Raw genomic sequence first — 14049 nt, 5'->3', positions numbered from 1 at the left:
CGCGAGACCGAACCACCGCGCGAGGCCGAACCACTGCACCCGTCGTCCACCGCGCGCGGAGCTCCCACCACGCGGGCGTACGTTCGCCTCCATGGCCCGACAGCACAACGACGGGGCGATCGTGCCGATGCCGCCCGCCCCGGTCCAGCCCGACCCTCGCGACGACCGGACGCCCACCCAGGACAGCCCGAACGGGTGGACGAAGATGCTCGACCGTGTCATCGCGGTACAGCGACCGGTGGTGGTCGCGCACGTCAACGCGGTGCGCCGACGGCACCCGGACGCGAGCCCGGCCGAGATCATCAGGATCCTCGAGCGGCAGTACCTCACGGCGGTCACGACCGGTGGCGCCGCCGTCGGTGCGAGTGCGGTGATCCCCGGTGTCGGCATGGCAGCTGCGCTCGGTCTGAGCGGCGCGGAGACGGTCGGCTTCCTCGAGGCCACCGCCCTCTTCGCGCAGTCGGTGACCGAGGTGCACGGCATCGCACTCGAGGACCCCGAGCGCTCCCGCACCCTCGTGATGGCCCTCATCCTCGGCGCTCCCGGCACGCAGCTCGTGAAGCAGCTCGCCGGTCAGGCCGCAGGCGGTCCGGCGCGCTCGGCGTTCTGGGGCGAGATGGTGACGGCCTCGTTGCCCAAGCAGGTCGTCAGCGGCATCGGTGGCAAGGTCCGCGACCAGTTCATCAAGCGGTTCGCAGCCCGGCAGGGCGCCTCGGTCCTCGGTCGCGCGCTGCCCTTCGGCATCGGTGCCGCGGTCGGAGGGCTCGGCAACCACGCGTTGGGCAAGAAGGTCGTCCAGGCCTCCCGAGAGGGGTTCGGCCTGCCCCCGCGGCACTTCACGATCGTGCTCGAGGCGAAGCCGACGAAGGAGCGTGGGCGCGGAGCGAAGGAGAAGGCGACGAACGGCGACGGCTCCGAGGACCGGGGTCGCCGCGCACTCCCGTGGCGTCGGAAGGACCGCGACGACGAGGACCTCTGGGCGGACACCCCGCACCGCGACCCCCAGCACGACCGCGACTGACCTCGACGTAACGGCGGACCGGCGGGCCCCGGACCCGCAGACCGGCTGACCCGCGGGCGGCGGACCGACAGATCGAAGCACCGTCGAACGAACGGACGGGAGGCGCGGTGCCAGCCGACACCGCGCCTCCCGTCCGTCACCTGCTCACGACGTCACGCGCGCCGCTGCGGCGTCCGCACCACCTGCCCGGCGTGCGCGAACCCACCGCCAAACCCGAAGAGCAGCGCGAGCGCATCCTCCGGCAGCTCCCCCCGGTGCCACGCCTTCGACAACCCGAGCGGCACGCTCGCGGCCGACGTGTTCCCCGACTCCACGACGTCGCGCACGACGTACTTGTCCGAGCCACCGAGCGCCTCGGCGAGGGGCTCGATGATGCGGAGGTTCGCCTGGTGGAACGCGAACACCGCGATGTCGTCGAGGGTCACCCCGGCGGCGTCGACCACCTTGCGGGCGTGGCCCTCCGCCTCGGTGATCGCCCACCGGTAGATCGACCGACCCTGCTGGGTGAAGTACTCCGGATCGCGGGTGACGAGCACGGCCTCGTTGAGGTGCGGCACGCTGCCCCACGAGACGGGCCCGATCTCCGCGGTCTCCGAGGCGCCGATCACGACCGCTCCGGCGCCGTCCCCCACCAGGACGCAGGTCGAGCGGTCGGTCCAGTCGGCGATGCTCGACAGCGTCTCCGAGCCGATCACGAGCGCAGTGTCCGATGCCCCGACGCGGATCGACTGGTCGGCGAGGGCCATCGCGTACTCGAAGCCGCTGCACGCGGTGTTGATGTCGATCGGCGCCGGGCCGTTCGTCATGCCGAGGGCCGCTGCGACCCGGCCGGCGGTGTAGGGCGACCGCTCGCGGTGCGTGGTCGAGGCGACGATGACGAGTCCGATGTCCGACGGTTCGAGGCCCGCGTCGGCGATGGCCATCCGGCCGGCCTCGATCGCCATGGACACGACACTGTCGTCCGGTCCGGCGATGCGGCGGGCCTTGATGCCGGTGCGGGTGGTGATCCACTCGTCGTTCGTGTCGACCATGGTCGACAGCTCGTCGTTGGTGAGGACCCGTTCGGGCTGGTGGTGGCCGAAGCCGAGGATGCGGCTGCCACGGAGTGCTGGCGTGTTCACCCGCGGCACGCTACTCCCCTGCTCGGACCGCTCATGCCCGGCGGGGCATGCAGCGCTGGCTCGACCAGCCGTTCAACGAGCCGCTCGACCGACCGCCCGCGTCACTTGCGCGCCGCTGCCGTCGCCCGGTCGTTCGCACGCTTGATCGCCTGGACGAGTTCGTCCTTGTTCATCGTCGAGCGGCCGCTGACGTCGAGGCGCTTCGCGACCTCCATCAGGTGGGCCTTCGAGGCGTTCGCGTCCACCCCGCCCTGGGTCTCGCCGGAGCCGCGCGAACCCTCGGCACCGGAGTCCGAGGGGCCGGAGGAGTCCTTCTCCTCCCAGTGGTCACCGACCTTCTCGTACTCGTGCTTCACGGCGGCGTAGGCGGTCCGGTGCGCGCGCTCCCCGGGCCCGTAGGTCTCGTTCGCCGAGTCGAGGGTCTCCGTGAAGATGTCCTGCGCATGCTTCGGCGACCGCTGCAGGGTGCTGGGGATCTCGTCCTTCGCGGGCATGGTGCGTCCTTTCGTCGGGGATCCGTCCGCCGTCGTCCGGCAGGAACGGCGAACCCCCTTCTACGCCCCGCACATGACCGGCACCCGCAGGGCCTGGTCCGCTCACCCGCACCCGCGTAGACCGGACCCATGGACTACACACACCTCGGACGGACAGGGCTGTCGGTTTCACGGGCGGTGCTCGGCACGATGAACTTCGGACCGGAGACCAGCGAGGACGACTCGCACGCGATCATGGACCGAGCGCACGAGCTCGGCGTGAACTTCTTCGACACCGCCAACGGCTACGGCGGCTCGGTGGGCAAGGGCGCCACCGAGGAGATCATCGGCCGCTGGTTCGCGAAGGGCGGCGGTCGCCGCGAGAAGACCGTGCTCGCCACGAAGGTCTACGGCGAGATGATCGACTGGCCGAACGGCGGGAAGCTCAGCGCGCTGAACATCCGGCAGTCGCTCGACGCCACCCTCCGCCGCCTGCAGACCGACCACGTCGACCTCTACCAGTTCCACCACGTCGACCGGGCGACCCCCTGGGACGAGATCTGGCAGGCGATCGACGTCGCCGTGCAGCAGGGCAAGGTGCTCTACGTCGGCTCGTCGAACTTCGCCGGCTGGCACATCGCGCAGGCGCAGGAGGCCGCCGCACGCCGGGGCAGCCTCGGCCTGGTGAGCGAGCAGTCCATCTACAACCTCGTCGTCCGCGACGTCGAGCGCGAGGTGCTGCCCGCGGCGCGCGAGTACGGCCTCGGGGTGATCCCGTGGTCGCCGCTGCAGGGCGGGCTGCTCGGTGGCGTCATCGAGAAGACCGAGAACGGCTCCCGTCGTCTGTCCGGCCGCAGCGCCGAGTACGTCGAGGGGCACCGCGACCAGCTCACGGCGTACGAGTCGTTCGCGAAGGAGCTCGGCCACACCCCGGGTGAGCTCGCCCTGGCGTGGCTGCTGCACCAGCCCGGCGTCACCGCCCCGATCACCGGCCCCCGCACCATGGAGCAGTGGGAGTCCGCGGTCAGTGCCGTCGACATCCGCCTCGACGAAGCGGCGCTGGCGCGCCTCGACGAGATCTTCCCGGGGCACGACACCGCGCCGGAGGACTACGCCTGGTGACCTGACCCCGCGGCGTTTCACGCGCCGTGGTGACGAGCACGGCCGGGAGGCGCGGTGCGGGTCGGACCCGTACCGCGCCTCCCGGCCGTGGTCGCGTCGCTTCGTGTGCTCGCCGCCGGCCGGTCGAACCACGGATCCGACAGCGAACCAGCCCGCCCGCCTGGTTCGATGTCGCATCCCTGGTTCGAACGAGACGCCCGGCACGAGACGCCCGCCCCGCACACGACGCCGGGCCCCGCGCCTGCTGTGTGCGCGGGGCCCGTCGTGCGGGTGGTGCGGTGCCTAGCGGACCGAGACCGGGGTCTTGTCCGACTCCTCGTAGAGGACGTAGCCCTCTTCGCCGTGGACCGCGGTGTCGATGCCGGCGACCTCGTCCTCGGTCTTCACGCGGAAGCCGATGGTCTTCTCGATGGCGAAGCCGATCACGAAGGCGAGCACGAACGAGTACACGAGGACGACGCCGGCGGCGACGGCCTGCTTGCCGAGCTGCGCGAACGAGCCCGAGTAGATGAGACCCGTGGTGTCGGCGAAGAAGCCGAGGTAGAGCGTGCCGAAGATGCCGCCGACCAGGTGGACGCCCACGACGTCGAGCGAGTCGTCGAAGCCGAGACGGTACTTCCAGTCGATCGCGAAGCAGCAGACCACGCCGGCGAGGAAGCCGAGCAGGATGCCCCAGCCCGGGGTCAGCGCGGCGCAGGCCGGGGTGATCGCGACGAGACCGGCGACGGCACCCGAGGCGGCACCGACCGACGTGGCCTTACCGTCCTTGATCTTCTCGATGAGCAGCCAGCCGAGGATCGCGGCAGCCGGGGCGGCGAGGGTGTTGACCCAGGCGAGCGAGGCGATGCCGTCGGCGGCACCTTCCGAGCCGGCGTTGAAGCCGAACCAGCCGAACCACAGGATCGCGGCACCGAGGAGCACGAAGGGCGGGTTGTGCGGCTTGTGCGCGCCCTTGGCGAACCCGACGCGCTTGCCGAGGACGAGCGCCAGGGCGAGACCCGCGGCACCGGCGTTGATGTGCACCGCGGTGCCACCGGCGAAGTCGATGACGCCCCACGTGGCGAACATGCCCGAGGTCAGGTTGAACACCCACGAGGCGACCGGGAAGTAGACGACGGTGACCCAGACGCCGGCGAAGATCATCCACGCGCCGAACTTCGCGCGGTCGGCGATCGCACCGGAGATCAGGGCGACGGTGATGATGGCGAACGTGGCCTGGAAGCCGACGAACGCCATCGACGGGTACGCCGCGTTGATGGTCGAGGCCTTCGCCTCCTCGAACGCCTGGCCGAGGCCGATCTGGTTCCAGTCGATGCTGAAGAACCCGACGATGCCCGCGACGTTCGTGCCCGCGCCGTGGTTCGCGAAGGCGATCGCGTAGCCGTAGAGCACCCAGAGGACGCCGACCAGGGCGATCGCTCCGAAGGACATCATCATCATGCTGATGACGGACTTGGCCTTCACCAGGCCGCCGTAGAAGAAGGCCAGGCCGGGTGTCATGAACAACACCAGCGCCGCCATGATCAACACGAATGCCGTGTTGCCCTGATCAAGCATCTGTTCACCTCTCGCGATTGCAGGCGGCTCTCGGTTCCGCCTCGGGTGCTGATGAGTCTGGCGATGCGACGTTTCGCGAGGGAGCACGATGTGTTTCGCGGGTGTAACGCGTTGCGCTCCCGTGTGAACGGTGTGTTTCCGGACGCCGGAAGACCGGTCCGACACCGCTGACGGGACGCCGGACGTGTCGGACGGGAGGCCCGTGGCGGATCCGCCACGCGCCTCCCGTCCGCAGGGTGGCTCAGTCGGCTGCGCGGGAGAGCGCGACCACGCGCGATGCGGCCCGCAGGTACTTCTTGCGGTAGCCGCCGTCGAGCATCGCATGCGGGTAGACCTGGTCGAGGGGCGTACCGGACGCGACGATGCGGACCTGCGCGTCGTAGAGGCGGTCGACGAGCGCCACCCAGCGCAGCGCGTCGGTCTGGTCGGCGAACGCCTGCACGTCGGTGAGCCCGACGGCGTCGAGCCCCTCGACCAGGGCGACGTACTTCGACGGGTGCACGCTCGCCAGGTGGGCGACCACCGCGCGGAAGTCGTCGAGCGTCGTCGACCCCTCCGGCAGGGCACCGGCGACGTCGTCGACCGTGCGGGCCGACTCGTCCACGGCGCGACGGCGGTAGTCAAGACCGTCGATCCGCATCGTGTCGAACCGGTCGGACATCGCCTGGATCTCGCGCAGGAAGTCCTGCGCCGCGAAGCGCCCCTCGCCCAGGGCACCAGGCGGGGTGTTCGACGTCGCCGCGAAGCGGGTGCCCGACTCCGAGAGCTCCTTGATGAGCCGCGTCATCACCATCGTGTCGCCCGGGTCGTCGAGCTCGAACTCGTCGATGCAGACGAGCGACGTCCCTCGGAGCAGGTCGACCGTGCCCTGGAAGCCGAGCGCGCCGACGAGCGCGGTGTACTCGATGAAGGTGCCGAAGGTCTTGCGCGAGGGCTCCGCGTGGTACGCCGCGGCGAGCAGGTGGGTCTTGCCGACGCCGAAGCCGCCGTCGAGGTACACCCCCGAGCGCGCCGGCTGGGCCGGTTCACGCCGGCGGCCGAACAGCCCCCGCTTCGCCGGCTCCGGCCGCGTGGCGACGAAGGTCTCGACCGCGTCGCGGACGGCCGCCTGGGACGGGTACTCGGGGTCGGGCCGGTAGCTCGCGAACGACGCGTCGGCGAACTGCGGCGGCGGCACGAGCGCCGCGGCCATCTGCTGGGGTGTCACCTGCGGGTCGCGGTCGACGAGGTGTGCAGGCAAGTGTGGCCCCTCCGGGAAGCATGTCGTGCGGTGTCACGTTGCAGGTGGCGGTCGGTACGTCCGCGTACCGTTGCCCGCGGGCACCGAGGTCCGATCCTAGCCTCGCCGTGCCGCAGCCGTCCCGCACCTGGAGGTACCCCCGATGACCGCACCGGTCGACCCGTCCGAGAAGTTCGCCGCCTACGCCCACCCCGAGCGCCTGGTGTCGACCGAGTGGCTCCAGGAGCAGCTCGACGCCGGTACGCGCTCCCCCGACCTGGTCGTCGTCGAGTCCGACGAGGACGTCCTGCTCTACGAGACCGGGCACGTCCCCGGCGCGGTGAAGATCGACTGGCACACCGACCTCAACGACCCCGTGCAGCGCGACTACATCGACGGCGAGGCCTTCGCCCGACTCGTCGGCGGCAAGGGCATCGGCCGCGACACCACCGTCGTGATCTACGGCGACAAGAACAACTGGTGGGCCGCGTACGCCCTCTGGGTCTTCACCCTGTTCGGGCACGAGGACGTCCGCCTGCTCGACGGTGGCCGGGCGAAGTGGATCGCCGAGGACCGAGCACTCACCACCGACCGCACCGAGGTCACCCCGGTGGAGTACCCCGTCGTGGAGCGCCGCGACGAGCAGGTCCGGGCCTTCAAGGAGGACGTGCTCGAGCACCTCGGCAAGCCGCTCATCGACGTGCGCAGCGCCCCCGAGTACTCCGGCGAGCGCACCACCGCGCCGGACTACCCGGAGGAGGGCGCCCTGCGCGCCGGCCACGTCCCCACCGCCGTGAACATCCCCTGGGCCACCGCGGCCGCTGCCGACGGCACGTTCAAGAGCCGCGAGGAACTCGACGCCGTGTACCGCGAGGGTGCCGGCATCGGTGACGCCGACGAGGTCATCGCGTACTGCCGCATCGGCGAGCGCTCGAGCCACACCTGGTTCGTGCTGCAGCACCTGCTCGGATACGAGAACGTCCGGAACTACGACGGATCGTGGACCGAGTGGGGCAGCGCCGTGCGCGTCCCGATCGCCACGGGTTCCGAGCCGGGTACCGTTCCTTCGCGATGACGGACGCACCACTCCCCTCCTCCCTCGCCGAGATCCGCGACGACTTCCTCGAGCTGTCCCAGCAGGACCGGCTCCAGCTCCTCCTCGAGTTCTCCGACGAGCTCCCCGCGCTGCCCGAGCGGCTGCAGGGGCACGAGGACGAGCTCGAGCGGGTCGAGGAGTGCCAGTCCCCCGTGTTCATCACCGTCACGGTGGGTGCCGAGGGTGACGCGTCGGACGTGGTCCGGATGCACGCGACCGCTCCGCGCGAGGCGCCGACCACCCGTGGCTTCGCGTCGATCCTGGCGCAGGGGCTGTCGGGGCTGACCGCGACCGAGGTGCTGGCGGTGCCGGTGGACTACCCGCTGACGCTCGGGCTCACCGAGGCGGTCAGCCCGCTGCGGATCCGGGGCATGGTCGGCATGCTCGGTCGGGTGCAGCGGCAGGTGCGGGCGGCCGTCGCGTCCTGATCGCGACCTGCTGACGGACGGGAGGCACCGTGCCAGCTGGCGCCGTGCCTCCAGTCCGTCAGTCCGTCGGTACGCGACATTTCCCTCGCTGGTCATCCTCGCTGCTGCCGTGCGATGATCGAGGAGTCATCGGGGGAGACGACATGGCGAAGGTCCACGGCAACGATCCGACGGGGTACTCGTACGGCGACGCTGACGCGCTGAAGACCGCGGCGCGCAACCTGGCGTCCGCGATCGACGGACAGGCTGCGACGCGCTCCGCTGCGGTGACGAATGCGGAACGCGAGTTCCGCGGGTACTTCTCGCAGGTGTTCGCCGACAACGCCGGTATCGCCTCGCAGAGCGCGAGCAAGCTCTCGGACGCACTGTCCTCCCTCGTCGGGTTCGTCGACGAGCTGCGCGAAGCGGCGAAGCAGGAGGACCGACGACGGGCCGACGCGAAGGCGTGGGAGGCCCGGAAGCGCGAGCGCGAGGAGAACTTCTTCGTCGGTGCCGCGCACGAGGTGTCGACGTGGTTCGGCGCCGAGGACGACCCGAAGCCGCCGGCACCCGAGCCGGAGCCCCAGCTCCAGGCCGATGCGGTCTCGGTCCGCGGTCGCACGATCCCGGCGGGCGGTGGCGGCAGCGGGGGCACGTCGTCGGCGGTGCCGGCCGATCTCCGATCGTTCGCCTCGAGCACCCGAGGTGCCGACGACTCCCTGTCCGGCGCTGTGTCGTCGTTCCGCAACGCCCTGGCCGACTACGAGTCTGGGTGCAACTCGTGCTGGGGTACGTTGCACGCACAGTCCCTCGTGACGGCGGTGCAGGACTGGCTCGCGGACAACGGTCACGACGCCTCGTGGGCGGACACGGTGGCCGCGCAGTTCGAGGCCGCCGGCGGTGGGTCCGGACCGGCGACGCTCTCGGACGCCTCGATCGCGGCGGCGCTGGCGTCGGCCGGGGTCGCGGTCGGACGCGACGACTTCACGATCGGCCCGTTCTCCGCCATGGGGACACCACCCACCAACGGGTTCGCCGACGATCCGGTGAACACCGCGACGGGCAACTTCCTCGAGCCGGAGGACGACCTGACCTTCGGCGGCGCTGCGGCGTCCCTGCGGTTCTCGCGGATGTACAACTCGCTCGACACCCGAGTCGGGGCGTTCGGGGTCGGTTGGTCGTCGGTGCTCGACGTCCGGCTGGAGCTCGGCGACGAGCTGGCCTCGATCGTGCTCGAGGACGGGCGCCAGGTCGACTTCCCGCGCGAGGGCGACGGTTGGGGTCGCGGAGTCGGTCAGGACCTCTGGCTGACCTCGGAGCACGGCGCGATGATCGTGCAGGACAACGGCGGCGGGTGGTGGTCGTTCTCACCTGCTGGCTTGTGGCGTTCGAGTAGCCGAGGTGCTGGGAGCCGCGTCGATGTGCACCGAGACGACCACGACCGGATCATCCGTCTGCAGCACGAGCTCGGGCGACAGGTCGAGGTGCAGTACGACGGCGACCGAGTGGGAACCGTCCGCTCCGCCGAGGGCCGAGTGCTGCAGTACCGGTACGACGACCTCCGTCGGCTCGTGGCGGTCGAGGGCGAGATCGGAACCCGACGCTACCGCTGGAACGACGCAGGCCTGATCGACCAGGTGACCGCCGCGACCGGCGTCGTCGAGTGCATCAACACCTACGACGACCGGGGCCGTGTCGTCGAACAGCGCTCGCCGTTCGGGCGGACCGTCCGGTTCTCCTACCTGCAGGGCAGGGTGACCTCCGTCTCCGACACGGACGGCAGCAACGCCAACACCTGGATCGCCGACCGCAACGGTCGTGTGGTCGGGATCGTCGACGCCGAAGGCACACGGCAGTCGATGTCCTACGACCGGCACGGACACCTGGTCTCCGTCACCGAGCGGGACGGGTCAGTGACGGTGCACGGGTACGACGACCGCGGACGCCGCACGCGCACCGTGACCCCGGACGGCGCCGACGTGACGTACGCGTACGACGACCAGGACCGGACCACCACCGTGGTCACCGCCGACGGCGGGATCGTCGAGTACGAGTACCGCGGCGACGACCGCGATCCGTCGGTCATCACCGATCCCGTCGGCGGACGGACGCTCCTCGAGTGGCGTGCCGGGCAGCTGGCGCGTTGCACAGACCCGACCGGCGTGGTCGTCACGTTCCACCACGACGAACACGGCGACCTCGTCGCGATCGAGGATGCCGACGGGGGGACGGCGCGCTTCGTCCGCGATGCAGCGGGACGCGTCGTCGAGGCGATCACCCCGCTCGGTGCCCGGACCTCGTACCGCTACGACTCGGCAGGTCTGCTGACCGCTCGCGAAGCTCCCGACGGTGGCGTGTGGCGGTTCGAGCACGATGATGCCGGGCGCGTGATCGCCAACACAGATCCGACGGGAGCCCGGACGGCGGTCGAGTACGGCGCACACGGGAAGATGACCGCGACGACCGACCCGCTCGGCCGCCGGACCACCAAGCGGTTCGACGAGCTCGGCAACGTCTCCGGAGTCGCCCTGCCCGACGGGGCGGAGTGGCGGTTCGTGCACGACGCACTCTCGCGGCTGCGAACCGTCGTCGACCCCGCCGGTGGCTCCTGGATGCGCGAGCACGACGCGATCGGTGCCGTCACCGCGACCCTGGACCCCACCGGTGTCCGCACCGCTGTCGACCGGAAGCGTGCCGACGGCACCACCGTCGTCAGTTCCGCGTTCGAGGACGTCAGCGTCCGCACCGATGCGCTGGGTCGGCCGGTCAGCGTCCTGCAGAGCGACGGGTCGTCCGCCGTGACCGTGCGCGACGCGGCTGGTCGGGTCGTCGAGTCGCTGGACGGCGAAGGCGGGCTGACCCGATTCGATCGCGACCTCGCGGGCCGCGTCGTTGCGGTCACCACCCCCGCCGGTCGGACGACGACCTACACGTACGACCGATGCGGACGACCGGCGACCGCCACGGATCCGCTCGGCGGTCGGACGTCACTCCGCTACGACGCCGACGGACGTGTGATCGAGCGGACGTCTGCGAACGGCGACGTCGAGCGCACCGAGTACGACGCGGTCGGTCGGGTCACCTCCGTCGACGCGCCGGCCCTCGGGATGGTCCGGTACCGCTACGACCGGGCGGGGCGCGTGGTCGAGGCACGTGACCCGAGGTTCGGTCGCCGCTCGTTCCGGTACGACGCCGCGGGGCAGCTGGTCGCGGCGACCAACGGCCTCGGCGGGGTAACGCGCTACGAGTACGACGATCGCGGGCGGCTCGTCCGTACCACCGATCCGCGTGGAGCAGTCACGACGCGGACCTACACCGAGCTCGACAAGGTCGCCACCTCGACCGATCCCCTCGGCCGCACGACGAGCGCGACGTACGACGCTGCCGGTCGCCAGGTCTCCCAGACGGAGCCCGACGGCACCGTGCTCCGGTGGGAGTACGACGCAGCCGGTCGAGAGACGGCCCAGTACGTGGACGACGCACTGGTCGCTCGCATCGAGCGCGACCCGCGCTCGCGGACCGTGACCATCTCCGACCACACCCGAACGGACGCTGCCAGTGCCCACCTGCTGGAGTACGACCGGCGGGGTCTCCTCGTCCGCCGAGTGACGGACGGTCGAGAGACGCGATGGACGTACGACGCGGACGGCCTGCGGACCTCGGTGCATGCGCCGGACGGCTCCGTGACGCGCATCGAGCGTGATCCCGCGGGTCGGCCGGGCACCGTCGAGCACACCGCGTTCGGCGCCGTCCATCACGAGTACGACGGCGCCGGACGACTCACGGCGGTGCGCACGGCAGGGACGAGCGACTCCTGGTCCCACGACCGCGGTTTCGTCGTCGGGCACACCCGCTCCGACGGGGACTCGACGGCGACGACACATCTGACCCGCGATCGAGACGGTCGGCTCGTCGGGATCGAGCGACCGGGCACGACGACGGTCTACGAGCATGACGCAGCGATGCAACTCGTCCGTGCCGACACCGACGGAGTCGAGACCGCTTGGTCCTACGACGCCGCCGGCCGACTCGTCGTCGAACACACCGAGGACACCACTCGCACGTTCGAGTACGACGATGCGGGCCAGCTCGTCGCGGTGACCGGGCCCGAGGGACGGACGTCCCACGAGTACGACGCGCGCGGCCAGCGCGTGCGGAGCACCGCCCCGGACGGCACGGCGACCCGCTACTCGTGGGACGGGCGGGGGTGGCTCCGTCTGATCGCCTCGGGTTCGTCGAGCACATCGACCCATGTGGATGCGCTCGGCGACCTCGTCGACGTCGACGGCGTCCGACTCGACTGGGACGCCGGCGCCCCCGTTCCCACCCTGCTGGCCGTCGACGACTCCCCCGTGCTCCGTACGCCCGTCGGACTGCTCGGCGGCTCGGAGGGTACCGGCGCGACGGGCTGGCGGACGGCCCGCAGCACGCCCGAGGCCGATCCGTGGCAGCTCCTCGCCTCGGTCGCCGGCGATGCCGAGAGGGCGCTTTCCTTCGGCGCGGACGGAACCCCCGTGGTCGCCGGACTCGAGTGGATGGGCGCGCGCGCCTACGACCCCACGACCCGCGGTTTCCTCTCGACCGACCCGATCACCGCGCCAGCGGGGGCAGCCTGGGGCGCAAATCCGTACTCGTTCGCCGGCAACGACCCGCTCCATGCGGTCGATCCACTCGGCCTCGCGCCGATCACCGACGCCGAGCTCGAGGCGTACGCCGCCGCCGAGCAGGGGCCGCTGGCGCGGGCGGCAGCGGCGACCGGTGACTGGTTCAAGGACAACTGGGAGTACGTGGCGGGCGGGGCGATGGTCGTCGCGGGTGGTGCACTCATGCTCACCGGCGTCGGCGGCCCACTGGGCGGGATGCTCATCGGCGCCGGGGCGGACACGATCATCCAGAAAGCCACGACCGGCGAGGTCAACTGGGGACAGGTCGCCGTCAGCGGGGCGTTCGGCATGGTCGGCGGTGGCCTCGGGGCAGCGGTCGGCAAGCACTTCGTCGGGAACGCCGTCGAGGGCGCGGTCGAGAACGTTGCGAACACCGTCGTCAGCGGCCAGCCGCTCACGCCGGGCAAGCTCCTGGGTTCCGCTGCTGAGGGTGCTGCGACGTCGGCCGCGACTGGCGGCACGATGTCGAAGGTGCACCTGCCGTCGGCAGTGAACAAGCTCGGCGACGAAATGCCCGTCCCTCCGCCGGGCATCATCTATCGACGCACTGACCTGACCGAGAACCTGAAGCCTTACATCGGCCAGACCAAGAGCGATGAACACTTCCTGGTTCGGCAGTCGGCGCACGAACGGGAGCACCCCGACTCACTCTTCCGCTTCGAAGAAGTCGACCGTGGCCATCCTGGGCTCGACTTGGACCGGCGCGAGGAGTTCCACATCCGGAACGAGGGTGGTCCGACGAACAAGTCTTCCCCCGAAGGTGGCCTATCGAACAAACGACATCAGATGAGCGAGAAACGCTACAACGCCGCAGGAGGAAGCCCCTATTGAACAATGCGAAGAGCGTCTACGACGTGGCCATCGGAGACGTGTTCACGATTCCCGTCGACGACCAGCGCCGCTCGGTCGGCCAAGTCGTAGGCGAGTACAAATCTGCTCTCTATGTCATCGTCTTCGACCAAATCTTCGGAGCTGACCAGGACCCGTCGCTCCAACTCGAGGATCTAACGGGGTCGCAACCGCTGTTCGCCCGGCTGATCTTCGACTCCCGATTTCGACCAGGAATGTGGGAGATCATCGGACACGCTGCTGCCGACTCTGAGCGGTACCTACCTGCCTTCACCTACGGGGCTGCAGAACTCGATGGCGTCAAGATCACGGATTTCAGCGGCTCCAGGGTTCGGCGCGCTTCAGGACCCGAGTCGAAGGAGGTTCCTCGTCGCGCGATCGACTCGCCACTGATCTTGGAGAAAGCCATTCAGGCTCATCATGGCATCGGTCGCTGGCTGCCGGCTTTCGAAGAAGTTCGTTACCGACCGGGGATTGCGTCGTCGGAGCTGTTCGATTGATCGTGCATCTCGGCATCAGA

At 70.4% G+C, this 14049-nt stretch carries 10 protein-coding genes; 6 read left to right on the top strand and 4 right to left on the bottom strand.

The genetic code is table 11. The features are described 5' to 3' along the window. Positions 1 to 91: 91 nt before the first annotated feature. Positions 92 to 1021, top strand: a complete 930-nt coding sequence (locus tag LCG91_RS07365; RefSeq protein ID WP_224442979.1) for a hypothetical protein — start codon at positions 92 to 94, stop codon at positions 1019 to 1021. 152 nt (positions 1022 to 1173) lie between these two features. Here the strand turns inward: LCG91_RS07365 and LCG91_RS07360 are convergent, their stop codons facing one another. Together LCG91_RS07360 and LCG91_RS07355 are read right to left on the bottom strand one after the other, a co-directional pair. Continuing rightward, positions 1174 to 2142, bottom strand: coding sequence for a beta-ketoacyl-ACP synthase III (locus tag LCG91_RS07360; RefSeq protein ID WP_224442978.1), 969 nt, complete (start codon positions 2140 to 2142; stop codon positions 1174 to 1176). A 101-nt stretch (positions 2143 to 2243) separates the two neighbouring features. After that, complete coding sequence (locus LCG91_RS07355) at positions 2244 to 2636, bottom strand: ChaB family protein (protein WP_224442977.1); 393 nt, start codon at positions 2634 to 2636, stop codon at positions 2244 to 2246. Between the two features lie 129 nt (positions 2637 to 2765). On the opposite strand from LCG91_RS07355, the gene LCG91_RS07350 reads away from it, so the two are divergent. Next, entirely contained in the window at positions 2766 to 3737 is a 972-nt protein-coding gene (locus LCG91_RS07350; RefSeq protein ID WP_224442976.1) for an aldo/keto reductase, read from the top strand. A gap of 282 nt (positions 3738 to 4019) precedes the next feature. Here LCG91_RS07350 and LCG91_RS07345 read toward each other — a convergent pair whose 3' ends face one another. Both LCG91_RS07345 and zapE read right to left on the bottom strand, forming a co-directional pair. Next, positions 4020 to 5294, bottom strand: coding sequence for an ammonium transporter (locus LCG91_RS07345; protein WP_224442975.1), 1275 nt, complete (start codon positions 5292 to 5294; stop codon positions 4020 to 4022). Positions 5295 to 5535: 241 nt separating this feature from the next. Then, positions 5536 to 6486, bottom strand: coding sequence for a cell division protein ZapE (zapE, locus tag LCG91_RS07340; protein WP_224443112.1), 951 nt, complete (start codon positions 6484 to 6486; stop codon positions 5536 to 5538). Between the two features lie 190 nt (positions 6487 to 6676). Here zapE and LCG91_RS07335 point away from each other — a divergent pair, with 190 nt between their 5' ends. From LCG91_RS07335 to LCG91_RS07320, 4 genes are all read left to right on the top strand, one after another. Further along, positions 6677 to 7588 carry a sulfurtransferase gene (locus LCG91_RS07335; RefSeq protein ID WP_058727765.1) on the top strand — a complete coding sequence of 304 codons (912 nt, stop codon included), beginning with the start codon at positions 6677 to 6679 and terminating at the stop codon, positions 7586 to 7588. Beyond that, a complete protein-coding gene (locus tag LCG91_RS07330) occupies positions 7585 to 8037 on the top strand; it encodes a SufE family protein (RefSeq protein WP_224442974.1) in 453 nt (150 codons plus the stop codon). Before LCG91_RS07335 ends, LCG91_RS07330 begins: the two co-directional genes overlap by 4 nt. 143 nt (positions 8038 to 8180) lie before the next feature. Beyond that, positions 8181 to 13511: a DUF6531 domain-containing protein gene (locus LCG91_RS07325; RefSeq protein ID WP_224442973.1), complete on the top strand. Its 5331-nt coding sequence runs from the start codon at positions 8181 to 8183 to the stop codon at positions 13509 to 13511. A gap of 23 nt (positions 13512 to 13534) precedes the next feature. Then, positions 13535 to 14029 carry an Imm26 family immunity protein gene (locus LCG91_RS07320; RefSeq protein WP_224442972.1) on the top strand — a complete coding sequence of 165 codons (495 nt, stop codon included), beginning with the start codon at positions 13535 to 13537 and terminating at the stop codon, positions 14027 to 14029. Positions 14030 to 14049: the final 20 nt, after the last annotated feature.

This window comes from Curtobacterium sp. TXMA1, from assembly GCF_020162095.1.
Classification (GTDB): domain Bacteria; phylum Actinomycetota; class Actinomycetes; order Actinomycetales; family Microbacteriaceae; genus Curtobacterium.
Note: the sequence above shows the minus strand (reverse complement) of the source record. Positions and strands in the feature narration are given on the sequence as shown.

Bases quoted from the DNA above. Each gene is read 5' to 3' on its own strand.
- zapE (WP_224443112.1), bottom strand. From the start codon at position 6,486: ATGGCCGCGGCGCTCGTGCCGCCGCCGCAGTTCGCCGACGCGTCGTTC.
- LCG91_RS07355 (WP_224442977.1), bottom strand. From the start codon at position 2,636: ATGCCCGCGAAGGACGAGATCCCCAGCACCCTGCAGCGGTCGCCGAAG.
- LCG91_RS07335 (WP_058727765.1), top strand. From the start codon at position 6,677: ATGACCGCACCGGTCGACCCGTCCGAGAAGTTCGCCGCCTACGCCCAC.
- LCG91_RS07345 (WP_224442975.1), bottom strand. From the start codon at position 5,294: ATGCTTGATCAGGGCAACACGGCATTCGTGTTGATCATGGCGGCGCTG.
- LCG91_RS07365 (WP_224442979.1), top strand. From the start codon at position 92: ATGGCCCGACAGCACAACGACGGGGCGATCGTGCCGATGCCGCCCGCC.
- LCG91_RS07330 (WP_224442974.1), top strand. From the start codon at position 7,585: ATGACGGACGCACCACTCCCCTCCTCCCTCGCCGAGATCCGCGACGAC.
- LCG91_RS07325 (WP_224442973.1), top strand. From the start codon at position 8,181: ATGGCGAAGGTCCACGGCAACGATCCGACGGGGTACTCGTACGGCGAC.
- LCG91_RS07350 (WP_224442976.1), top strand. From the start codon at position 2,766: ATGGACTACACACACCTCGGACGGACAGGGCTGTCGGTTTCACGGGCG.